The sequence below is a fragment of the Longimonas halophila genome (assembly GCF_002554705.1).
Classification (GTDB): domain Bacteria; phylum Bacteroidota; class Rhodothermia; order Rhodothermales; family Salinibacteraceae; genus Longimonas; species Longimonas halophila.
In genome coordinates this window covers 260,212-275,988 of sequence record NZ_PDEP01000001.1, presented here as the reverse complement: position 1 = coordinate 275,988, position 15,777 = coordinate 260,212, and the positions used below count along the sequence as shown (strand labels likewise).

Sequence of the window (15,777 nt, the reverse complement as noted above, 5' to 3'; positions counted from 1 at the left end):
TGCGAGGGTGCAGCTGCTACACCGCCGGGGCATCGGTATCGGTGAGATGCGCCAGGCGGCGGTATTCAGCGTGCAGTCCCTCGCGGAGTGGCACCAGCTGCTCGGTTGCACGGGTAGCGGCTTCGGTGAGCACTGCGTGCAAGAACCAGCACTGCTGCTCGGGACCCGCACTCAGCGCCGTGCGTCCCGGTGCCGGGGTAAAGATGTCGATGCCCTGCTCCAGCGTCTGGTTCATCGTCCACACGTTGTGATGCTTATCCGCCAGGCTGATGGCCAACGCTTCATCGGGAGCGTCGGTCAGGTGCTCCACGTACGCCTCCTTGCGCACGCGCCACGGCAGCTTGTTGCCCGCGTCGTCGAGTTTGGGCTCGGTAACATCCACAACCAGGCGCGTCACGTCGTCTCCCACCAGCTCACGCAGTTCGTCCGATGTCATGCGCTCGCCGTGCGTGTTGGGGTCTTCGATGATATCGTGCAGATACGCCGCCGCCACAACCGGAGGCGTCCACCCCGCCCGGGCCACCGCCATGGCCACCGCCGACAGGTGCGCAATGACCGGCACCCGCACCGGCTCGGGCTGCTCAAAGGGCTCAGCGCGCCATCGGCTCTTGCGATAGCAGTCGTTGTGCCACTCCGATGCCAGTTCGATGGCATGCTCTACAAGCGGACTAAACAGCGGGGCGTTCGAGGCCGAGTCGGACATAGTTGTAGCGGATGCGATGCAATGAGACGTTACAACTGAATCAGGCGATGCGAGGCGTCATCCACGTCGATGTGAGCGCGGATCGTATCCAGCAGGTCCATGCTGTACTTGTTGAAGAAGTACGTCGGGTTCAGGGTTCGTTCTTGCAGATTCTGCGTGGGCATGAGGTTGACGCAGACCTTCTCAATCTGCGCGCGCACCTCGTCTTGCTGACGCTTTTCGGCCCGCACCACGCGTTGCTTCAGGTCGTTCATCTCGTTCACCACGGCTGCACGCGTCGCTTCTACCGAGCGCCCGAGCGTAGCATCCACCGCCTCGGCCGTAGGCTTTAAGTCGTTCAGCGCCTTATGGATACGGGAAGCGGTCTGCCCAAACGTCTGGTCGATATCCACCTCCATCGCATCCACTACGACCGATTGGAAAAGCTGCTCGGCGGTCTGGTGTTCGACGTCGCGCACGGACAGCTCGTACTTGTCGAGCACCTTCTGCACCTTGCTCTCCACGAGTGTCATGCTAGCACGCGGCACAATGAGCGGCATGGTGGTGTCTATCCACTCGTACACGCCTCGATACTGCGCAAAGTACGAAATCTCGCCCGGCCCCGCCACGTATGCCGCCGTGGGCAGCAGATGATCTTGCACGAGCGGACGCGTGACCACGTTGGGGCTAAACCGCTCGGGCTGCTCGTCGATGCGGCGCTGCAGTTCGTCACGGCTCCAGGTGCGTCCGTCGTGGCGCAGGGTGAAGGTGCCATCGTCGTTTGCGTCGATGGCGTAGCGGCCGTCGTCCTCCATCCAGAAGAAGTTGGTCGGGCGCGCCTGCACCTGCATGTGGTAGCCATCGGCCTGCAGCGCCTGCCCCGCCGTGTGCACGGCCTCAACGGCGGCTGCGCTGTGGTCCATGTCGTGCGCAATGAGCGGACGCACCAGTTGTTTGAGGCGGCGGTCGTCGGGATTCAGCAGCACGAGCCCGGTATCGGCAAACCAGGTGGCAATGAGTCGGGCAAAGGCGTCCTCCAAGGTACGCTCGGAGGTGTAGGCATCGGCGATGGCGCCGTAGACGCTCGGTTTGAAGTCGGACGGTGGCAGCGCTTCGTCGAGCGCGTTGAGCGGTGCACGGATGGCGTCACCCAGTGTGTGGGGACCTACGGGTCCGGCAGGAGCCGGGTCGGGAGCGTAGTCAAGCGTCACCACGTCGTTGCGGGACAGCACGTGCGTGTGGGCGATCTCCTCAAAGTCGTGGTCTTCGCCCTCAATCCAGAAGACGGGCACAACGGTGCGCCCTGTGGTGTCGGCCAGGTGTTTGGCCCACGCGAGGGCCGTGCTGGTTTTGTAGAGCGTGTAGAGCGGTCCGCCAAAGAGCCCGACCTGCTGCCCAGTAACGACCGCGATCGTGTCCGGGTCGCGCAGCGCGTCGATGTTAGCCTGCACCCCGCCGCTGTCGTTGCCCCAGGCCGCGTTCTGCTCAGCGAGGACATCGGCCAACACGGTGCGGTCTTGCGGGCGGGTGGCTGCCACGTCTGCAGCGGCCTGCTGGTCGCCTATGTCGTGGCGATCGTAGGCGAAGTACGAGGCGGCGGTGCCGGTGCCATCGGCGTAGTCGGCAGCAAGGGCAGGGATGGCGTCGAGATCGGCCCAGGGCAAACATCGGGCGGGGGTGTCGAGCGTGTTGGGCATGGCGGTCGGTCGGGGTCGATGCGAAAGGCAGGCGGCGGGGCAATGTGCGGGCAGCGACAGGTGCGCCCGGTAGGCATGTAGGTGCAGGCACGCGGCTGCTCCTGCGGCGGCCCATTGGCGGATTCAGCACCTCGTTTCTGTGTCGGAACACACGTTGTGTGACGAAAGACTGTAGGTTTTCCCTAAACTGATATTTTGGGGCTGGGCTCGTGCACTGCTGCACAAAAAAAGAAGCTCCGTGGGGCGTTCCACGAAGCTTCTTGGAATGCAGCGGGCCACGACGAGCGATTAGTTCTGGCTCTGTTCGCTTTTGAGCTGTTCAATCTGATCGCGCAGTTCGGCAGCGCGCTCGTAGTTTTCTTCTTCGATAGCCTTGTCGAGCTGCTTCTCCATGCGTTCGAGAGGCGTTGCATCGGAGGAGATCTCTTCCTCGGCACCGCCTTCTTCGGGCGCAAGGCTTGACATACCCTCGGCGCCCTCCTCGTCGGCCACGATACCGGCTTCGTCGAGCACGCCAGGGGCTACAAAGATCGGTGCATCAACGCGCACGGCCAGCGCGACGGCATCGCTGGGACGGGCATCGAGCTGGTCGTTGCCCCCGTCGTGGCTGTAGCGAATCTTGGCGAAGAAGGTGCCCTCGCGCAGTTCGTCGATGACCACTTCGGTTACGTCGGCCTGCATGGAGTCGAAGGCATCGCGCAGCAGGTCGTGCGTCATGGGACGCGGCGGCTGGATCTTTTCGAGCTCCAGTGCAATGGCCTGCGCCTCGAACGCCCCGATGATGATAGGCAGGCGCCGGTTGCCGTCTTCCTCGCCCAGCACCAGCGCGTAGGCGCCGCCGCTGGACGGACTGGTGGACAGGCCAATAATTCGTACCCGAGTGAAGTTCATTATACAGCGTGGAATATCAGTACAAAAGGGAGCGCCAGGGGGCGCAAATGCGGGGGCGTTGGGCTGATTAGAGCACAGCATCCAACGCATCCAAAAATGCCTTGTTCTCGGTTTCGGTGCCTGCACACACGCGCAGGTAGCCTTGCAACGCGTCGTAGCCGCCCATGTTACGCACGAGCACGCCGCGTTCGGCCAGGGCGTCTTGCACGGCATCGGCGTGCTTCGTTTGCGGCGCAAAGAGCACGAAGTTCGCCTGCGTGGGTACGGTGGTTACGTCGGAGCGCGCCGATAGCGCATCCACCAGGTGGCGCGTGTGCGCCTTGAGCTGCTGCACCCGCTCGTTGAGCAGGTCGGGATGCTGCAGTACGGTGCGCCCCACGGCCTCCGAAAAGCGGTCGACCATAAACGGCAAGCGCGCCTTCATAAGTTCGGTGACGACCGATTCGTGCGCCATGAGGTAGCCCAGTCGCAACCCGGCCAGCCCGAAGGCTTTCGAGAGCGTGCGCAGGATGATGAGGTTCGGATACGCATCGAGCAGTTCGGTAGCCGGCGGGTGCTCGTTGAACTCGACGTAGGCTTCATCAATCACCACAATGCCGGGCGTGGCCTGCAGCACGCGCTCCAGATCGGACGGCGGGAGTGCGAGTCCGGTGGGGTTGTTCGGGGTGGTGAGCACCGTCATGGCCGCGTTGGTGCGCGTTACGGCTGCAACGAGCGCGTCGATGTCGAAGTGCAGGTCGTCGCGCGGCGGGATGGTGGTGAGGTCGGCATCGTGCAGGCGAGCCACCTTCTCGTAGAGGGAGAACATGGGCGCGGGCAGCACGACCGGCGTATCCGGCGCAATAAATGCGAGGCCAAACAGGTACGTTAGCTCATTCGAGCCGTTGCCCACCAGCACTTGCTCGGGCGATACGTCGTTGTGCACGGCAAGCGCTTCCGCCAAATCGGACGGCTGCTCCGCCGGGTAGCGGTTAAACGCCAGGTCGTTGAGCGTCTCGATGAGCTCGGCCTTCAGCGCGGGCGGCAGGTCGTACGGACTCTCGTTCTGGTTGAGCTTGACCTCGGCACGGGGCGGCGCGCCCACCAGGTACGGCGATTCGTTGCGCACGCCGGGGCGAATGCGCTCCATCACGGTGTCGAGGGTCGCGGGGGATGCGGAAGCAGTATCCATAGCAATCGGGGAAACGTGGATGCAAAGGCGTTAGGCGGAGGCGTTGAGCTGCTTCAGGCGCTCACGGATGGCGTCGGCATGCGCCTGGAGCGACTCGGCTTCGGCAAACTGTACGATGTCGGGACCGGTTTTCGCAAGGCGGCGCGCCGAGTACTGGATGATGGACTGCGTACGCACGAAGTCGGATACGCGCAGCGCCGAAGCGTAGCGCGCCGTGCCGCCGGTAGGCAGCACGTGGTTCGGCCCCGCAAAGTAGTCGCCCACCGGCTCGGACGAGTACGGCCCGAGAAAGATAGCGCCGGCGTGCTTGATGTCGGAGCACACCGTCCACGGCTCGTCGGTAATGATTTCGAGGTGCTCGACCGCAAGTTCGTTCATCATATCAACAGCCTGCGCCATCGTATCGGTGACGATGCAGGCGCTGTAGTCGCGCAACGAAGCCTCGATGATATCGGCGCGCGGCAGGTCGGGCACGCGGTCGGCGATTTCGTCGCGCACGGCTTCGGCCAGTGGACGATGGGGCGTGACGAGCAGGGCGGAGGCACGAGGGTCGTGCTCGGCCTGGGAGAGCAGATCCGCAGCTACGAAGGCCGGATCGGCGGTATCATCGGCCAGCACGCCAATTTCGCTGGGCCCTGCCACTGAGTCGATATCGACACGCCCAAACACCTGCTTCTTGGCAGCGGCCACGTAGGCGTTTCCGGGTCCTACAATCTTATCGACGGACTGCACGGTGTCCGTGCCAAAGGCCAGCGCGCCTACAGCCTGCGCGCCGCCCAGGGCATACACGCGGTCGAGGCCCAGCAGCGCAGCGGCGGCCATGATGTGCGGATGCGGCAGCCCATCGTCTTGCGGGGGCGACACCATCGCAATATGCGGTACGCCCGCCACCTGTGCCGAAATCGCGTTCATGAGCACGCTGGACGGATACGCCGCCGTGCCGCCGGGCACGTAGAGCCCGACGCGCTCCAGCGGCTGCACGCGCTGGCCGAGCATCACGCCGTCGCCGTCGTCTTCGAACCAGGAGTTGGGGCCTTGCCGCTCGTGGAACCGACGAATGTTCGCCGCGGCCTCATCCATAATGCGCCGCAGGTCGTCGTCGATCTCGTCCAGCGCCGCGTGCAGGGCGGATTCGGGGACCTGCAACGCCTCCAGCGCTACACCGTCGAACTGCTCGGTGAAGCGATGGAGCGCCGCATCCCCCTCGGTGCGCACCGCGTGTAGAATGTCGCGCACGGCGGTGTCCACCTCATCGCTGAACGAGGCGCTGCGGCTGAGCACCGCTTGCAGGCGGTCAGCACGGTCGGCGTAGTCAATGACAGGAATCATAGGCGAAGGCATTGGGGCTATGGAGCGACGGCAACACATGCTCTATTCCGTGCGCCCGCCGAAAGGTTCAGCGGGGCGGTTCGGAGAACGTCATTCTCACGTCTTTTCTACGATGGCGCGCACCAGCGTACGCAGGTCGCCGCGCACCTGTTGGCCCACCTTGAGCACGTCTTCGTGTTCGAGGACCTCGTGGCCCAGCCCGGCCGCAAAGTTGGTGATGGTGGAGATGCCCAGCACGTCCATGCCCAGCGCGTGGGCCTGCAGCACTTCGGGCACCGTGCTCATGCCCACCGCATCGGCCCCCAGCGTGCTCAGCATGCGAACCTCGGCGCGCGTTTCGTACGAGGGGCCACGCGTCCAGGCGTAGGTGCCGCGCACGGTAAGCACGCCCTGCTCAGCCCCCACCTGCTGCGCCTGGCCGGTCCATTCCAGGTCGTAGTAGCCGGTGTGCAGCGGCGAAGCGGTAGATGCATGCACATCGCGACGCGCAGCGGTGTCGCGTGGGGACGCCATCTGCCCCTGCCCCGGATCGGCAAAGGCCATGTTCAGGTGGTCGGTGATAAACATGAGCTGCCCCGGCTGAAATGTGCGGTTGATGCCGCCTGCCGAGTTGGTTACGAGCAGCCGGGTAGCCCCGAGTGCGTGGCACAGCTCCAACGGGAAGGTGAGCCGTGGTGTGGGGTAGCCCTCGTACGCATGCACGCGCCCCTGCACGAAGACGACCGAGGTGCCTTCGAGCGTGCCAAAGACCAGCTGCCCGTGGTGACCGTCGACGGTGGACTGCGGGTAGTTGGGGATGCTATCGGCCGGCACCACGGTGGGCGCATCGGCCTCATCGGCCAGGTCCCCCAGCCCCGACCCCAAAATCAGGACCAGTTCGGGCGTGTGGTCGGTGCGTTGACGCACGGCATCCACAGCATCGGCAAGGGCAGGGGCAGGTTCGGCGGCAAGAGCAGACATCGGCAAAGGAGCATGTGAGTAGGACTACGAGAGTGCCAACCGCATAGGCGGTGCCTTCGCATCCCCCCGACTATTTCGTGCACACTTTAGGCACTTGTGTTTTTCAGGGGATGCGAAAGGAAGACGCCAACCGATTCGGCTTCAGTCGGACTATATAAGGTAGCCGTCTCATGCCGCACGATCCAGTCTCAGATTAGGGTGCGGTACGAAATATGTGGTAGTTTCGAACGCTCCACAGAATCTGGGCCCCGATCACGCGCACGATGGTGGTAAGGGGGATGGCCACGAGCATCCCAATGAGCCCGGCCAACTGCGCGCCTATGAGCACGACAAATAAGATGACGAGGGGGTGTGCGTTTGCTGCGCGCGAGAAGATATACGGCTGAAACAGCACGTTGTCGGAGAGCTGTGTGAGTGCCATAGCGGCCGCCACACCCAGCACCAGGCTCAGGTCGCCCGTCTGCGCAATGCCCACAACAGTGCCCACCAGAAATCCGAAGAACGGCCCAAAGTACGGAATGGTGTTGGCGATGCCCACGAAAATGCCGATGGCGAGCGCGTTGTCGAGCCCCACCATCCACAACGCAAACCACGCAACCAGCGCCACGCTCGTCGACTGCACCAGCAGCGCACGTCCGTATCGCCCAAGGCTTACCTCGGCTTTGGCAAGAACCGCAAGCGTAATTTCGAAGTAGCGATTCGGCACCCATTTCAGCAGACTGCGCTTGAGCTCCACCCCATCTTTCAGCAGAAAGAATGTGATAAACGGAATGATGATGACTGCATAGACGATGTTTGTAAACACCGACACCAGCGAGCTGATGGTCTGCGCCACGCGGTCGCCCTCCACCAGATCGCCCTGTGCCAGCGCCTGAAGCGCATCGCGCACCGTAGCTTCGATCTGCCCCGGCTCTACGGGCGCAAACTGCCCAGCCCAGGCTTCTACGTAGCGCGCAGCCTCGGTCGCCGCTTCCACCGACACCAGTTGGGAGAGGTCTTGAACCTGCTGTGCAAGAAAGGGCACAATGAACGTGAGTAGGATGGCAAACAGCCCCAGAACAAGCACAAACACCAGCAGGATGCTGGGCACCCGCCGCACTCCCATGCCCTGAATGCGATCGACCATGGGATGCAGGAAGTAGGCCAGCAGGCCACCTACGGCCAGATACACAAACAGCCCTGCAAAGTACCACACCGTAGCCACGGCCAGCGCCACGCTGAGCGCGCCCAGCCCCCAGCGTAGCGCCCGCTCACTACTCGACAGCCCGGGCGGCGGCTCGGGCGGCGACGGGGCGACCGTGGGGCGCGCCTCGTCTTCGGATGCTGCAGAAGACCGAGAAGGCAACGAAGAGATCTCCATGAGCGGTTGGAAAGTCGAAAAAGAGAGACGCACGCTATGGGGTCGCGTGTTCGCCTTGTACCGTTTCAACCGCTGCCCGTGCCATAGACGTCCCATAGCCACGGCGCACCAGATAGCCTTGCAGCTTCTTGGCCTGCTTCAGCGGATGCGACTCGTCGGCCACGCGGTGCCAGTACTTCTCGGCCAGGGCATGCGCCGCCTCTTGAAAGTCGACCGTTTCGTGGAGTCCAGCCAGGGCCTCTTCAATAAGCCCCGCATCCACTCCGCGCTCGCGCAGGTCGCGGCGCAGGCGGTGCGGACCGTAGGACTTGTTGGCGAAGCGGGCCTTTACGAAGTCGTGTGCGTACGCTTCGTCGTCAAGGTACGATAGCTCGTGCAGCCGCGTAATGACCTGCTCAATGATTTCGGACTCGTAATCGTCGCGCGCAAGGCGATCCCGCACCTCGCCCTCGGTACGCGGCTTGTGCGCCAGGTATTCCAGCGCGCACTGCTTGGCGTCAATGAGGCGCTCATCGGCCTCCAACTGCGCTTGCTCCTTGGGCGTGAGCGTGCGTCCAGTGTGCAGGTCGTATTTCACCACCAGGTCCTGATGGATACCGAGGGCAAACTCGCCATCCAGAAAGAGCGACACCCGATCGGGGTTATTCTTCTGTGCTTTCAGTGCAGTAACCGTGGCAGAAGGCGGCATGGCAAACGGGATAAGCAAAGGCAGCAGGCGGATGTCTGCTGTACGCCACACCGCAGGCGAAACGTTCCGGACGCCTGGCAGAGGAATCGAGCGTGTAGCTGTTCATTTCCGCGAGGCGCCCGGCGTCCCAGGATAGCTGAGCACTGCCTAACGGATTGTCACGTCAGGGCATTGTCAGAGCAACAAATGGCGTCACGATATAGCCCCCCAGTCCATCATTATACCGAAGATGCGTATCGAGGCGAAGTCCGACACGAAGCGGACGCAGGTCGTACGTGTACTGAAGGCCAAAAAGCAATCCGCCATACTCGCCCTGTATAGGGCGGCCCTGAAAGTTCTCGTAGTAGCGCCGGTACATCAGTCCGCCGTTGAGCCCTATCTGTTGACGTTCCTTTGTGACAACCGGGTACCGAAAGCGCAGCCGGAATAGGTAGTGGGTGGTATACTGACGGTTACCCGGGAAAAACTCGTCGTCATTCCGATATCGTTCATATGTGTGCCCAATGCCAAGCTCACCACTTACAATGAACCCCGTTGAGAGATGGCGCCCGGCCGCAACCGATATCAGGTACCCGTGATTACTGTCCTCCAAATCGGGAGTGAAGTATCCCACACTCCCTTCCACATCCCATGCTCCCACAGACTGTGTCTGGGCATATGCACGTGTTGGAGTCAACCAACCGAACCCCAAAAATACCAGTAGCAACGAAATTATCAGAGTAGACCGCATATCGACATAGAATAGCTTCAAATATAGTAGGCAACCACGTTGCTACCTACAGCGAAAACGAACTCTGAAGGCCAAAGAAGAAGATCCCAGTTCCGTCGTTATAATTGTACCCTTCCATATAGAGACCGAGTCGAAGCGCGGTCGTAATTCGTGTGCTATACATGACCTTGATGCGGGCCCCCACATCAGCCGAACGGCGTCGATCGAAGAAGATTTCTTGCTCGATAATTTCTCCTCCTCGGCGCCGGATCCGAACGCGATAGGCGTCATATTCCCATCGTCCTCGTGACGTTACCCCTGCCTCAAAGGAGAGCCGATGCCTTCCCAGTTCTACAGGATGCACGCCAATTCCCAGACTGGCGTCAAGATATGTGAGTCGATCACGACGCAGTAGATCCTCGTGATCCAATGTTGACAGGCGTGAAAATCGAATCTGTCCTTCCACATCCAGTACCGAAGCGACCGGATGAGCGTATCCAATATGCACAGATGGAATCAGCCGGTCTCCCTGCCCGACGATGCCCATCGACGTACCCACAGTTGTACGGAATCCCTGTTGCGCCTGAGCTGAGCCACAGAAAACGACAAAAAGAAAAATTGTTGTCAGCAGCGTGTAGTTTTTTAATTTCATTATTGCACACAAGTTAATTAGAAGCGTCAATCCGATAACAGAATGGGGAGAGCGGGCAACCGCCCTCCCCACCATAACCAGTCTTCAACCTTAATCAGTTAATCAGATTGGCCCCGAGGGTGAACCGGACGCTACTTCCACCTCCACGAATACAATTGCCGTCTCGCGTACCAAGATTGCGGCAATCATCTTGGTTAGTAGATGCAAATGCGTCTCGGTTTATCTTGATGTTGAATAATGGACTGCCGTTGTTGATGTCAAACGAACCCTCAGCACTTGCATCCACATCAACGCCGCCGACTTCTCCATCATAACCCACGCTGTACTCGATCGTCGTTTCTCCAAACCGGTCCCAATCGTAGACCAAAAAGCCATTTTCCTCATCGATTTGCTCCCAGTTCGAATCCCACACCGTCCCGACTTGCTCCCAGTCGTGATTATCGCAGTCATTACCGGAAAATTGGTTGACCTCAAAGTAGTTATCATACGTGTCCTCAGATGGGTCAACGGGATATTCATCAATGTCGGGCTCGTAGATGAACACACGATAATCTGGTCCCCCGCTAAAGATACTATCGGTGTCTTCACGACACTGCATCCAGTCGAGAAATGCTCCGAATTCGTCATCGGGAGAGATATCGTCTCCTGAGCCTTCATCCCCATCGTCTCCGTCACCAGGGCCACCAACACTTCCCCCTCCACAGTATGTGGTTATACCGCTTCGTACTCGGCTTAGCGCTGACTGCACTTCCAACCCATCACATGGAGCAATGATATACGTTGGATTTTCCATCGCATATGCCCTGTTTACCGGAACGCTATTGTGCTGCTCAACTTCTTCTTCCACCGGCTGCAGGCCATGAACTGTTAGCTCCGGGTTTGCTTTCTCCGCTTCAGGAGTCAGGGGATGAGCGGCCACAGTTGGAGACTGTGTCACATTTCTAAACCGATCATGGTAAGGCAGACGTATAATCGTACCACTATTGATCAGGAAAGCACGAAGTCCCTTAGCAGTAAATGCTCCTTCGCTTTTCTTAGCAGCTCTCGTAAGTGCCTGGTTGAAAGTGGCTGCAAACGGATCACGAATATCTACGTATGCCTGCAAAATCTGTGAATCGCGGGCAAGCATATGGGCAAACGATACGTTTTCATCGAAGCCCTGATCATCGCGCAGCTTCACTGCGCGGTAAAGCGCGTCTACTGCTTCTGGATCTCGCATTACGTCACTCATGACGCGTGTGGCCTGATTTAGGCGCTCACGCATGAATTCGACATCAGCCCCAGAAATCTGAACTGATGCGTCTTCTGGATTTGACGTCTCCGACGAATTTTCGGTATCAACTGGAGTCACTGCATCACATCCAGTAATGAATATGGCACCAGCTAATAGGCACCAAAAGATTGTACGATATTGCATGTTAACATAATGAGATGTTTATATTTTTGACTTACTCCACCGGATACTTTAAGTCTTCATCAAATCAATATCAAGCGACCAATATTTACAATCATGTTACGCGGAAGGGTTACAATTTAATTCTGTGATACCAATCAGGAATGAACCATACCTCGCACACGCCGACCGTCTCATCAGGAGTTTAGAGACGGGGTAGTGGATCACTACCAGAGGCCGAATCCTGGAATAGGTTCACAACGAACGTAAGCCCTTAGGCTCCGCTGAGACGTTTAAAGCTACCAAGCAGACGATCTTTGGGCATTAAGGAATCACCGCATTAGAGAGCAAGCGACGCTGAAGGCTTCTTAAGTGCCTTTAGGAAGAAAGACTAAATCGACGGATCCCACTCATAATGAACTGAGAAAAGACCTCCTTACCGCGAAAGGTCGTACAGCGGATCGTGGGGTTCGACGTGGTCGGGCGGGTGCGCCTGGTTGTGCTGACGGGGCTCCAGATGAGCGGTTACACGGACCTCGTCGTTGGCGAAGGCCTCGTGCAGGGCCGCTTCGACCTCGTGTGAGCGGGCGTGGGCCTCGCGCACCGACATCTGGCCGGGAAACAGCAGATGGTACTCAATCCAGAGTTGGTCGTCGGTGCGGCGGTGGCGTACCTGGTGGTAGTTGGCGATGGTATCGTCGGACTTTGCTTCGTTGAGCACGCGCAGCACGCGGCGGGTGGTGTTCGTGTCGGCGCGGTCCATGAGTCCACCCAGCGAGCGGCGCAGCAGGCGCCCGGCGGTCCACAAGATGTTGGCGGCCACCAGCAGCGCAGCTACCGGATCCAGCCAGAGCACACCCGTAAGTCGTACCAGGCCCACGCCCACGAGCACGCCCAGGCTCGTCCACATATCGGTGAGCACATGCTGGCCATTCGAAATGAGCACGAGGCTATTGTACGTGCGTCCGGTGCGTACCAGATAGAAGCCAAGGGCTGCGTTGCAGAGCGTGAGCACAGCGATGATGAGCAGGCCCGCATCGAGCTGCTGCAACGACGGGCCGCGCACGAGGTCGCCGATGGCCACCCAGGCAATGACGATTGCGGCGGCGCCAATGAGCACGCCCTCGAATGCCGACGCGAAATATGCGATCTTGCCATGCCCGTACGGATGCCCCTGGTCGGGCGGGGTTGACGCATACCAGAGGCTGAATCCTGAGAATCCAGTAGCAACCAGATGGATGACCGACTCCAACGCATCCGAAAAAATGGCAGCGCTTCCGGTGTACCATGCCGCCAGCGACTTTCCCGCCAGCATGACCACGGCGACCGCGAGACTCCATATCATGGCGCGACGCCGGGCGCGCTCGGCTTCTGAAGGCATGGCAATGACAAGATTATTGCGAACTGTATCGGAATCGGCTTGACGCACAGCGGTGGCGGATGTTCATTGAAATGGTGTGTTGCCGCTTGGGCACGCATACGAATCGCCGATTTTCCTTCTAATATAGCCGAATGCATGCTTCGCCTTGAACATGTGGGGCTGGCTGTGCGCGATGCCGACGCTGCACGAGCCACCTACGCCGCTGTTGTAGACGCCCTCTCCTACAAATCGGAAACCGTTGCTGAGCAAGGGGTTACGACACACTTTATGGCGGTAGAAAACACCAAGCTGGAGCTGCTGGAAGCGCTCGGGGAAGACTCGCCCGTGCATCGATTCCTGGAGCGGCAGGGCGAAGGCGTGCACCATCTGGCGTTTGAAGTGCCCGACATCGACGACGCGTTTGAGCGGATGACGGAGGCGGGCTTTACTCCGCTGTCCGATACGCCGCTCAACGGGGCCGATGGCAAGCGCATCTTTTTTTTGCATCCGAAGTCCACCCACGGCGTGCTCATAGAGTGCTGCAGCGGACAGCCTGTGATGCCTGATCCAGCGTATGCCGACACACCTGCTGGGGCGGTAGCATACTACACATGGGGCAACCCGAACCGTCCGACGCTGCTTCTGCTGCACGGCGCCGCCGGAAGTACGGAAACTGAAACGCATCGCCTGGTGCGCTATCTGGAGCCGTGTTTGCATGTAGTGGCGCTCGATTTTATTGGACATGGCGCGTCGGCCAATGCCTCCCCCAGCCAGCCGCTCACCCCCGAACTGTTTGCGCAGAATGCGCAGGCCGTGCTCGATGATGTAGGCGTGTCGCAGGCGCATGTATTTGGCTTTTCGATGGGCGGCAACATGGCGCTTCAGCTGGCTCATGACGCGCCCGACCGCGTGGCGCGGGTGATGGCCCACGGCGCCCACATCGACTGGACGACTGCGACGGTAGATGCGATGACACGCCGCCTCGATCGGGCCGATGCCCAGACCGATCGCATGGATGCGCTACACGGCGACTGGGAAGCGCTCGCAGAGGCGCTGCGCATCTTTATCGAACAGCTCCCCGGCGCTGCACTGCGCCTGCGCCGCCAGATGCAGACGGTACGGCAGCCCGTGCTTGTAAGCATGGCCGATGCCGATGACCTCTTTCCGTTGCAGGCCGCCCTCACACTGCATAATGCCTTGCCGAACAGCCGACTGGCCATTCTTCCGGGCGATCATCACGCGCTTCAGCACCAGCGCATCGCCCCGCTTGCCAACCAGATGCGTGCTTTCCTGGCGCCAAGTGAGCACGCCGACTGACATTCAAATACGACAGCATCACCGATGCAAATGCAAATGTCCTGAATGCAGGCCGGTCGGAACAGGATGTGAAGGTTTCATTGCTATGTTGTACCTTTAGCTTCCACTGCATAGCTCTTTTGCTCTTCTATCTGCCATGACAGGCCGTATCTGCGCCGTAATGGGTGTACTTCTGGTCGCCATCATTGGTCTCAGCGGAATCGGCGTCCATGCGCAAGACCTTACGCCATCCAGCCAAAGCTACCCCGATGGGCACGGCGGCGAGATCACGTTTCCGATGGGCGATCAGTCCTTTGCGGATGCGATTGAACACCAGATGGTAGGAGACCCCAGCGGCGGTGCGTTTTCGGAGCGCCCGGAAGCGCTGGTGGGGCCGCCTCGCTTTGAGGACGATGGGGCCGACGCGGTGTACACGCTTGGCTGTGGGGGAACCATAGAGGTCGCGTTCACCCAAAACACCCTCATCGACATTCCTGGACGTGACCTGTACGTCTTCGAGGTGGGGCGCGACATTGAGGCCATGGCCGTGGCCGTGTCGCAAGATGGGCAGACGTGGACCCGCGTGGGCATGGTAAGTGGAGGCAATGCCTCGCTCGATATCGGTCCGTTTACCCCGGCTGGCCATCACTACCGCTACGTGCGGCTGGTAGACCTGAAGGAGGTGTGCGAGGGCCGCACGCCCGGCGCCGATGTGGATGCAATTGGGGCCATTGGGGCGGCTACGCGACTGCAGGTCGACAGCGCTGTGCTCTTTGACACCGACGATGCCACGCTCAAAGAAGAGGCATTCAGCATCCTTGACGACATCATAGCGCGTATTCCCAACCCGCGCCAGACGCAAATCGAAGTGCTCGGGCATACAGACAACACCGGCGCAGCTGCGTACAATCAGGGGCTGTCAGAGCGGCGGGCCGAGACGGTGGCCAACTACCTGAGGCGTGAATCGGGCTTTGTTGATGATATGGTTGTACCGCGTGGATATGGAGAGACGCGCCCCATTGCATCAAATAACACTGCCGAGGGGCGCCGCCGCAACCGGCGCGTTGAATTTAACGTGCGCACCATGCACACCGTCCGCGACACCACCGCTGATGTACGCCAGGAGGTGCTTGGCGTGTGGAATACCACCGAGTATGGGATTCTTGAGATTCAGCAGCGCCTGGATAGCGGACGCGTGTTTGGCACATATAGCGAACAGCCCCGCACCATGACAGGCACCTTCACGAGTGCAACGGTTTTCGAGGGGATCTGGATGCAGCCGAACTCGCCCCGCACCTGCGCAACCGAGGAAGGCGGCTATCAGCACTGGGGCCGCGTACGCATGGAGTTCGACAGCACCGACCGCGATACCTTTACAGGTAGCTACAGCTACTGCGATGACCCGCCCGGCGAACATGTCTTTGAGGGACGCCGCATGATGTAGACAGCTAACCATTTGCATGTCAACGCGATAACGGTCTCGAACCGTACGATGCATAGATTGCCATACGAAAGCAAAACGCACGTTACAACAAGAAAACACCTCTCCATTCATTTGATTATGTGCTGTATCCTCTTAACTTTAGAGG

General features: G+C 60.1%; 14 protein-coding genes. 2 read left to right on the top strand and 12 right to left on the bottom strand.

Annotated elements, in window-relative coordinates:
* Window positions 1-16 precede the first annotated feature (16 nt).
* From CRI93_RS01130 to CRI93_RS01075, 12 genes are all read right to left on the bottom strand, one after another.
* Complete coding sequence (locus tag CRI93_RS01130; protein WP_098060760.1) at window positions 17-703, bottom strand: HD domain-containing protein; 687 nt, start codon at window positions 701-703, stop codon at window positions 17-19.
* Window positions 704-732: 29 nt separating this feature from the next.
* Window positions 733-2,379, bottom strand: coding sequence for a bacillithiol biosynthesis cysteine-adding enzyme BshC (gene bshC, locus CRI93_RS01125; protein WP_098060759.1), 1,647 nt, complete (start codon window positions 2,377-2,379; stop codon window positions 733-735).
* 288 nt (window positions 2,380-2,667) lie between these two features.
* Window positions 2,668-3,270 (bottom strand): bifunctional nuclease family protein, encoded by a 603-nt coding sequence (locus tag CRI93_RS01120; RefSeq protein WP_098060758.1) that lies wholly within the window; start codon window positions 3,268-3,270, stop codon window positions 2,668-2,670.
* A gap of 67 nt (window positions 3,271-3,337) precedes the next feature.
* Window positions 3,338-4,441, bottom strand: coding sequence for a histidinol-phosphate transaminase (hisC, locus tag CRI93_RS01115; protein WP_098060757.1), 1,104 nt, complete (start codon window positions 4,439-4,441; stop codon window positions 3,338-3,340).
* 30 nt (window positions 4,442-4,471) lie between these two features.
* Window positions 4,472-5,770, bottom strand: coding sequence for a histidinol dehydrogenase (gene hisD, locus CRI93_RS01110; protein ID WP_176521601.1), 1,299 nt, complete (start codon window positions 5,768-5,770; stop codon window positions 4,472-4,474).
* A 96-nt stretch (window positions 5,771-5,866) separates the two neighbouring features.
* Window positions 5,867-6,730 (bottom strand): purine-nucleoside phosphorylase, encoded by an 864-nt coding sequence (locus CRI93_RS01105; RefSeq protein WP_098060755.1) that lies wholly within the window; start codon window positions 6,728-6,730, stop codon window positions 5,867-5,869.
* Window positions 6,731-6,923: 193 nt separating this feature from the next.
* Window positions 6,924-8,090, bottom strand: coding sequence for an AI-2E family transporter (locus tag CRI93_RS01100; RefSeq protein ID WP_098060754.1), 1,167 nt, complete (start codon window positions 8,088-8,090; stop codon window positions 6,924-6,926).
* Between the two features lie 34 nt (window positions 8,091-8,124).
* Window positions 8,125-8,778 carry a RecX family transcriptional regulator gene (locus CRI93_RS01095; RefSeq protein ID WP_141491508.1) on the bottom strand — a complete coding sequence of 218 codons (654 nt, stop codon included), beginning with the start codon at window positions 8,776-8,778 and terminating at the stop codon, window positions 8,125-8,127.
* 163 nt (window positions 8,779-8,941) lie between these two features.
* Entirely contained in the window at window positions 8,942-9,391 is a 450-nt protein-coding gene (locus CRI93_RS01090) for a hypothetical protein (RefSeq protein WP_141491507.1), read from the bottom strand.
* Between the two features lie 163 nt (window positions 9,392-9,554).
* Window positions 9,555-10,139: a hypothetical protein gene (locus CRI93_RS01085; RefSeq protein WP_098060751.1), complete on the bottom strand. Its 585-nt coding sequence runs from the start codon at window positions 10,137-10,139 to the stop codon at window positions 9,555-9,557.
* A gap of 94 nt (window positions 10,140-10,233) precedes the next feature.
* The gene (locus CRI93_RS01080; RefSeq protein ID WP_141491506.1) at window positions 10,234-11,490 is read right to left on the bottom strand and encodes a hypothetical protein; all 1,257 of its coding nucleotides are present in this window, start codon (window positions 11,488-11,490) and stop codon (window positions 10,234-10,236) included.
* Between the two features lie 478 nt (window positions 11,491-11,968).
* Window positions 11,969-12,961, bottom strand: coding sequence for a cation diffusion facilitator family transporter (locus CRI93_RS01075; RefSeq protein WP_245850243.1), 993 nt, complete (start codon window positions 12,959-12,961; stop codon window positions 11,969-11,971).
* Window positions 12,962-13,048: 87 nt separating this feature from the next.
* Here CRI93_RS01075 and mce point away from each other — a divergent pair, with 87 nt between their 5' ends.
* Window positions 13,049-14,209 (top strand): methylmalonyl-CoA epimerase, encoded by a 1,161-nt coding sequence (mce, locus tag CRI93_RS01070; RefSeq protein ID WP_098060749.1) that lies wholly within the window; start codon window positions 13,049-13,051, stop codon window positions 14,207-14,209.
* A gap of 136 nt (window positions 14,210-14,345) precedes the next feature.
* Window positions 14,346-15,632 (top strand): OmpA family protein, encoded by a 1,287-nt coding sequence (locus tag CRI93_RS01065; protein WP_098060748.1) that lies wholly within the window; start codon window positions 14,346-14,348, stop codon window positions 15,630-15,632.
* Window positions 15,633-15,777: the final 145 nt, after the last annotated feature.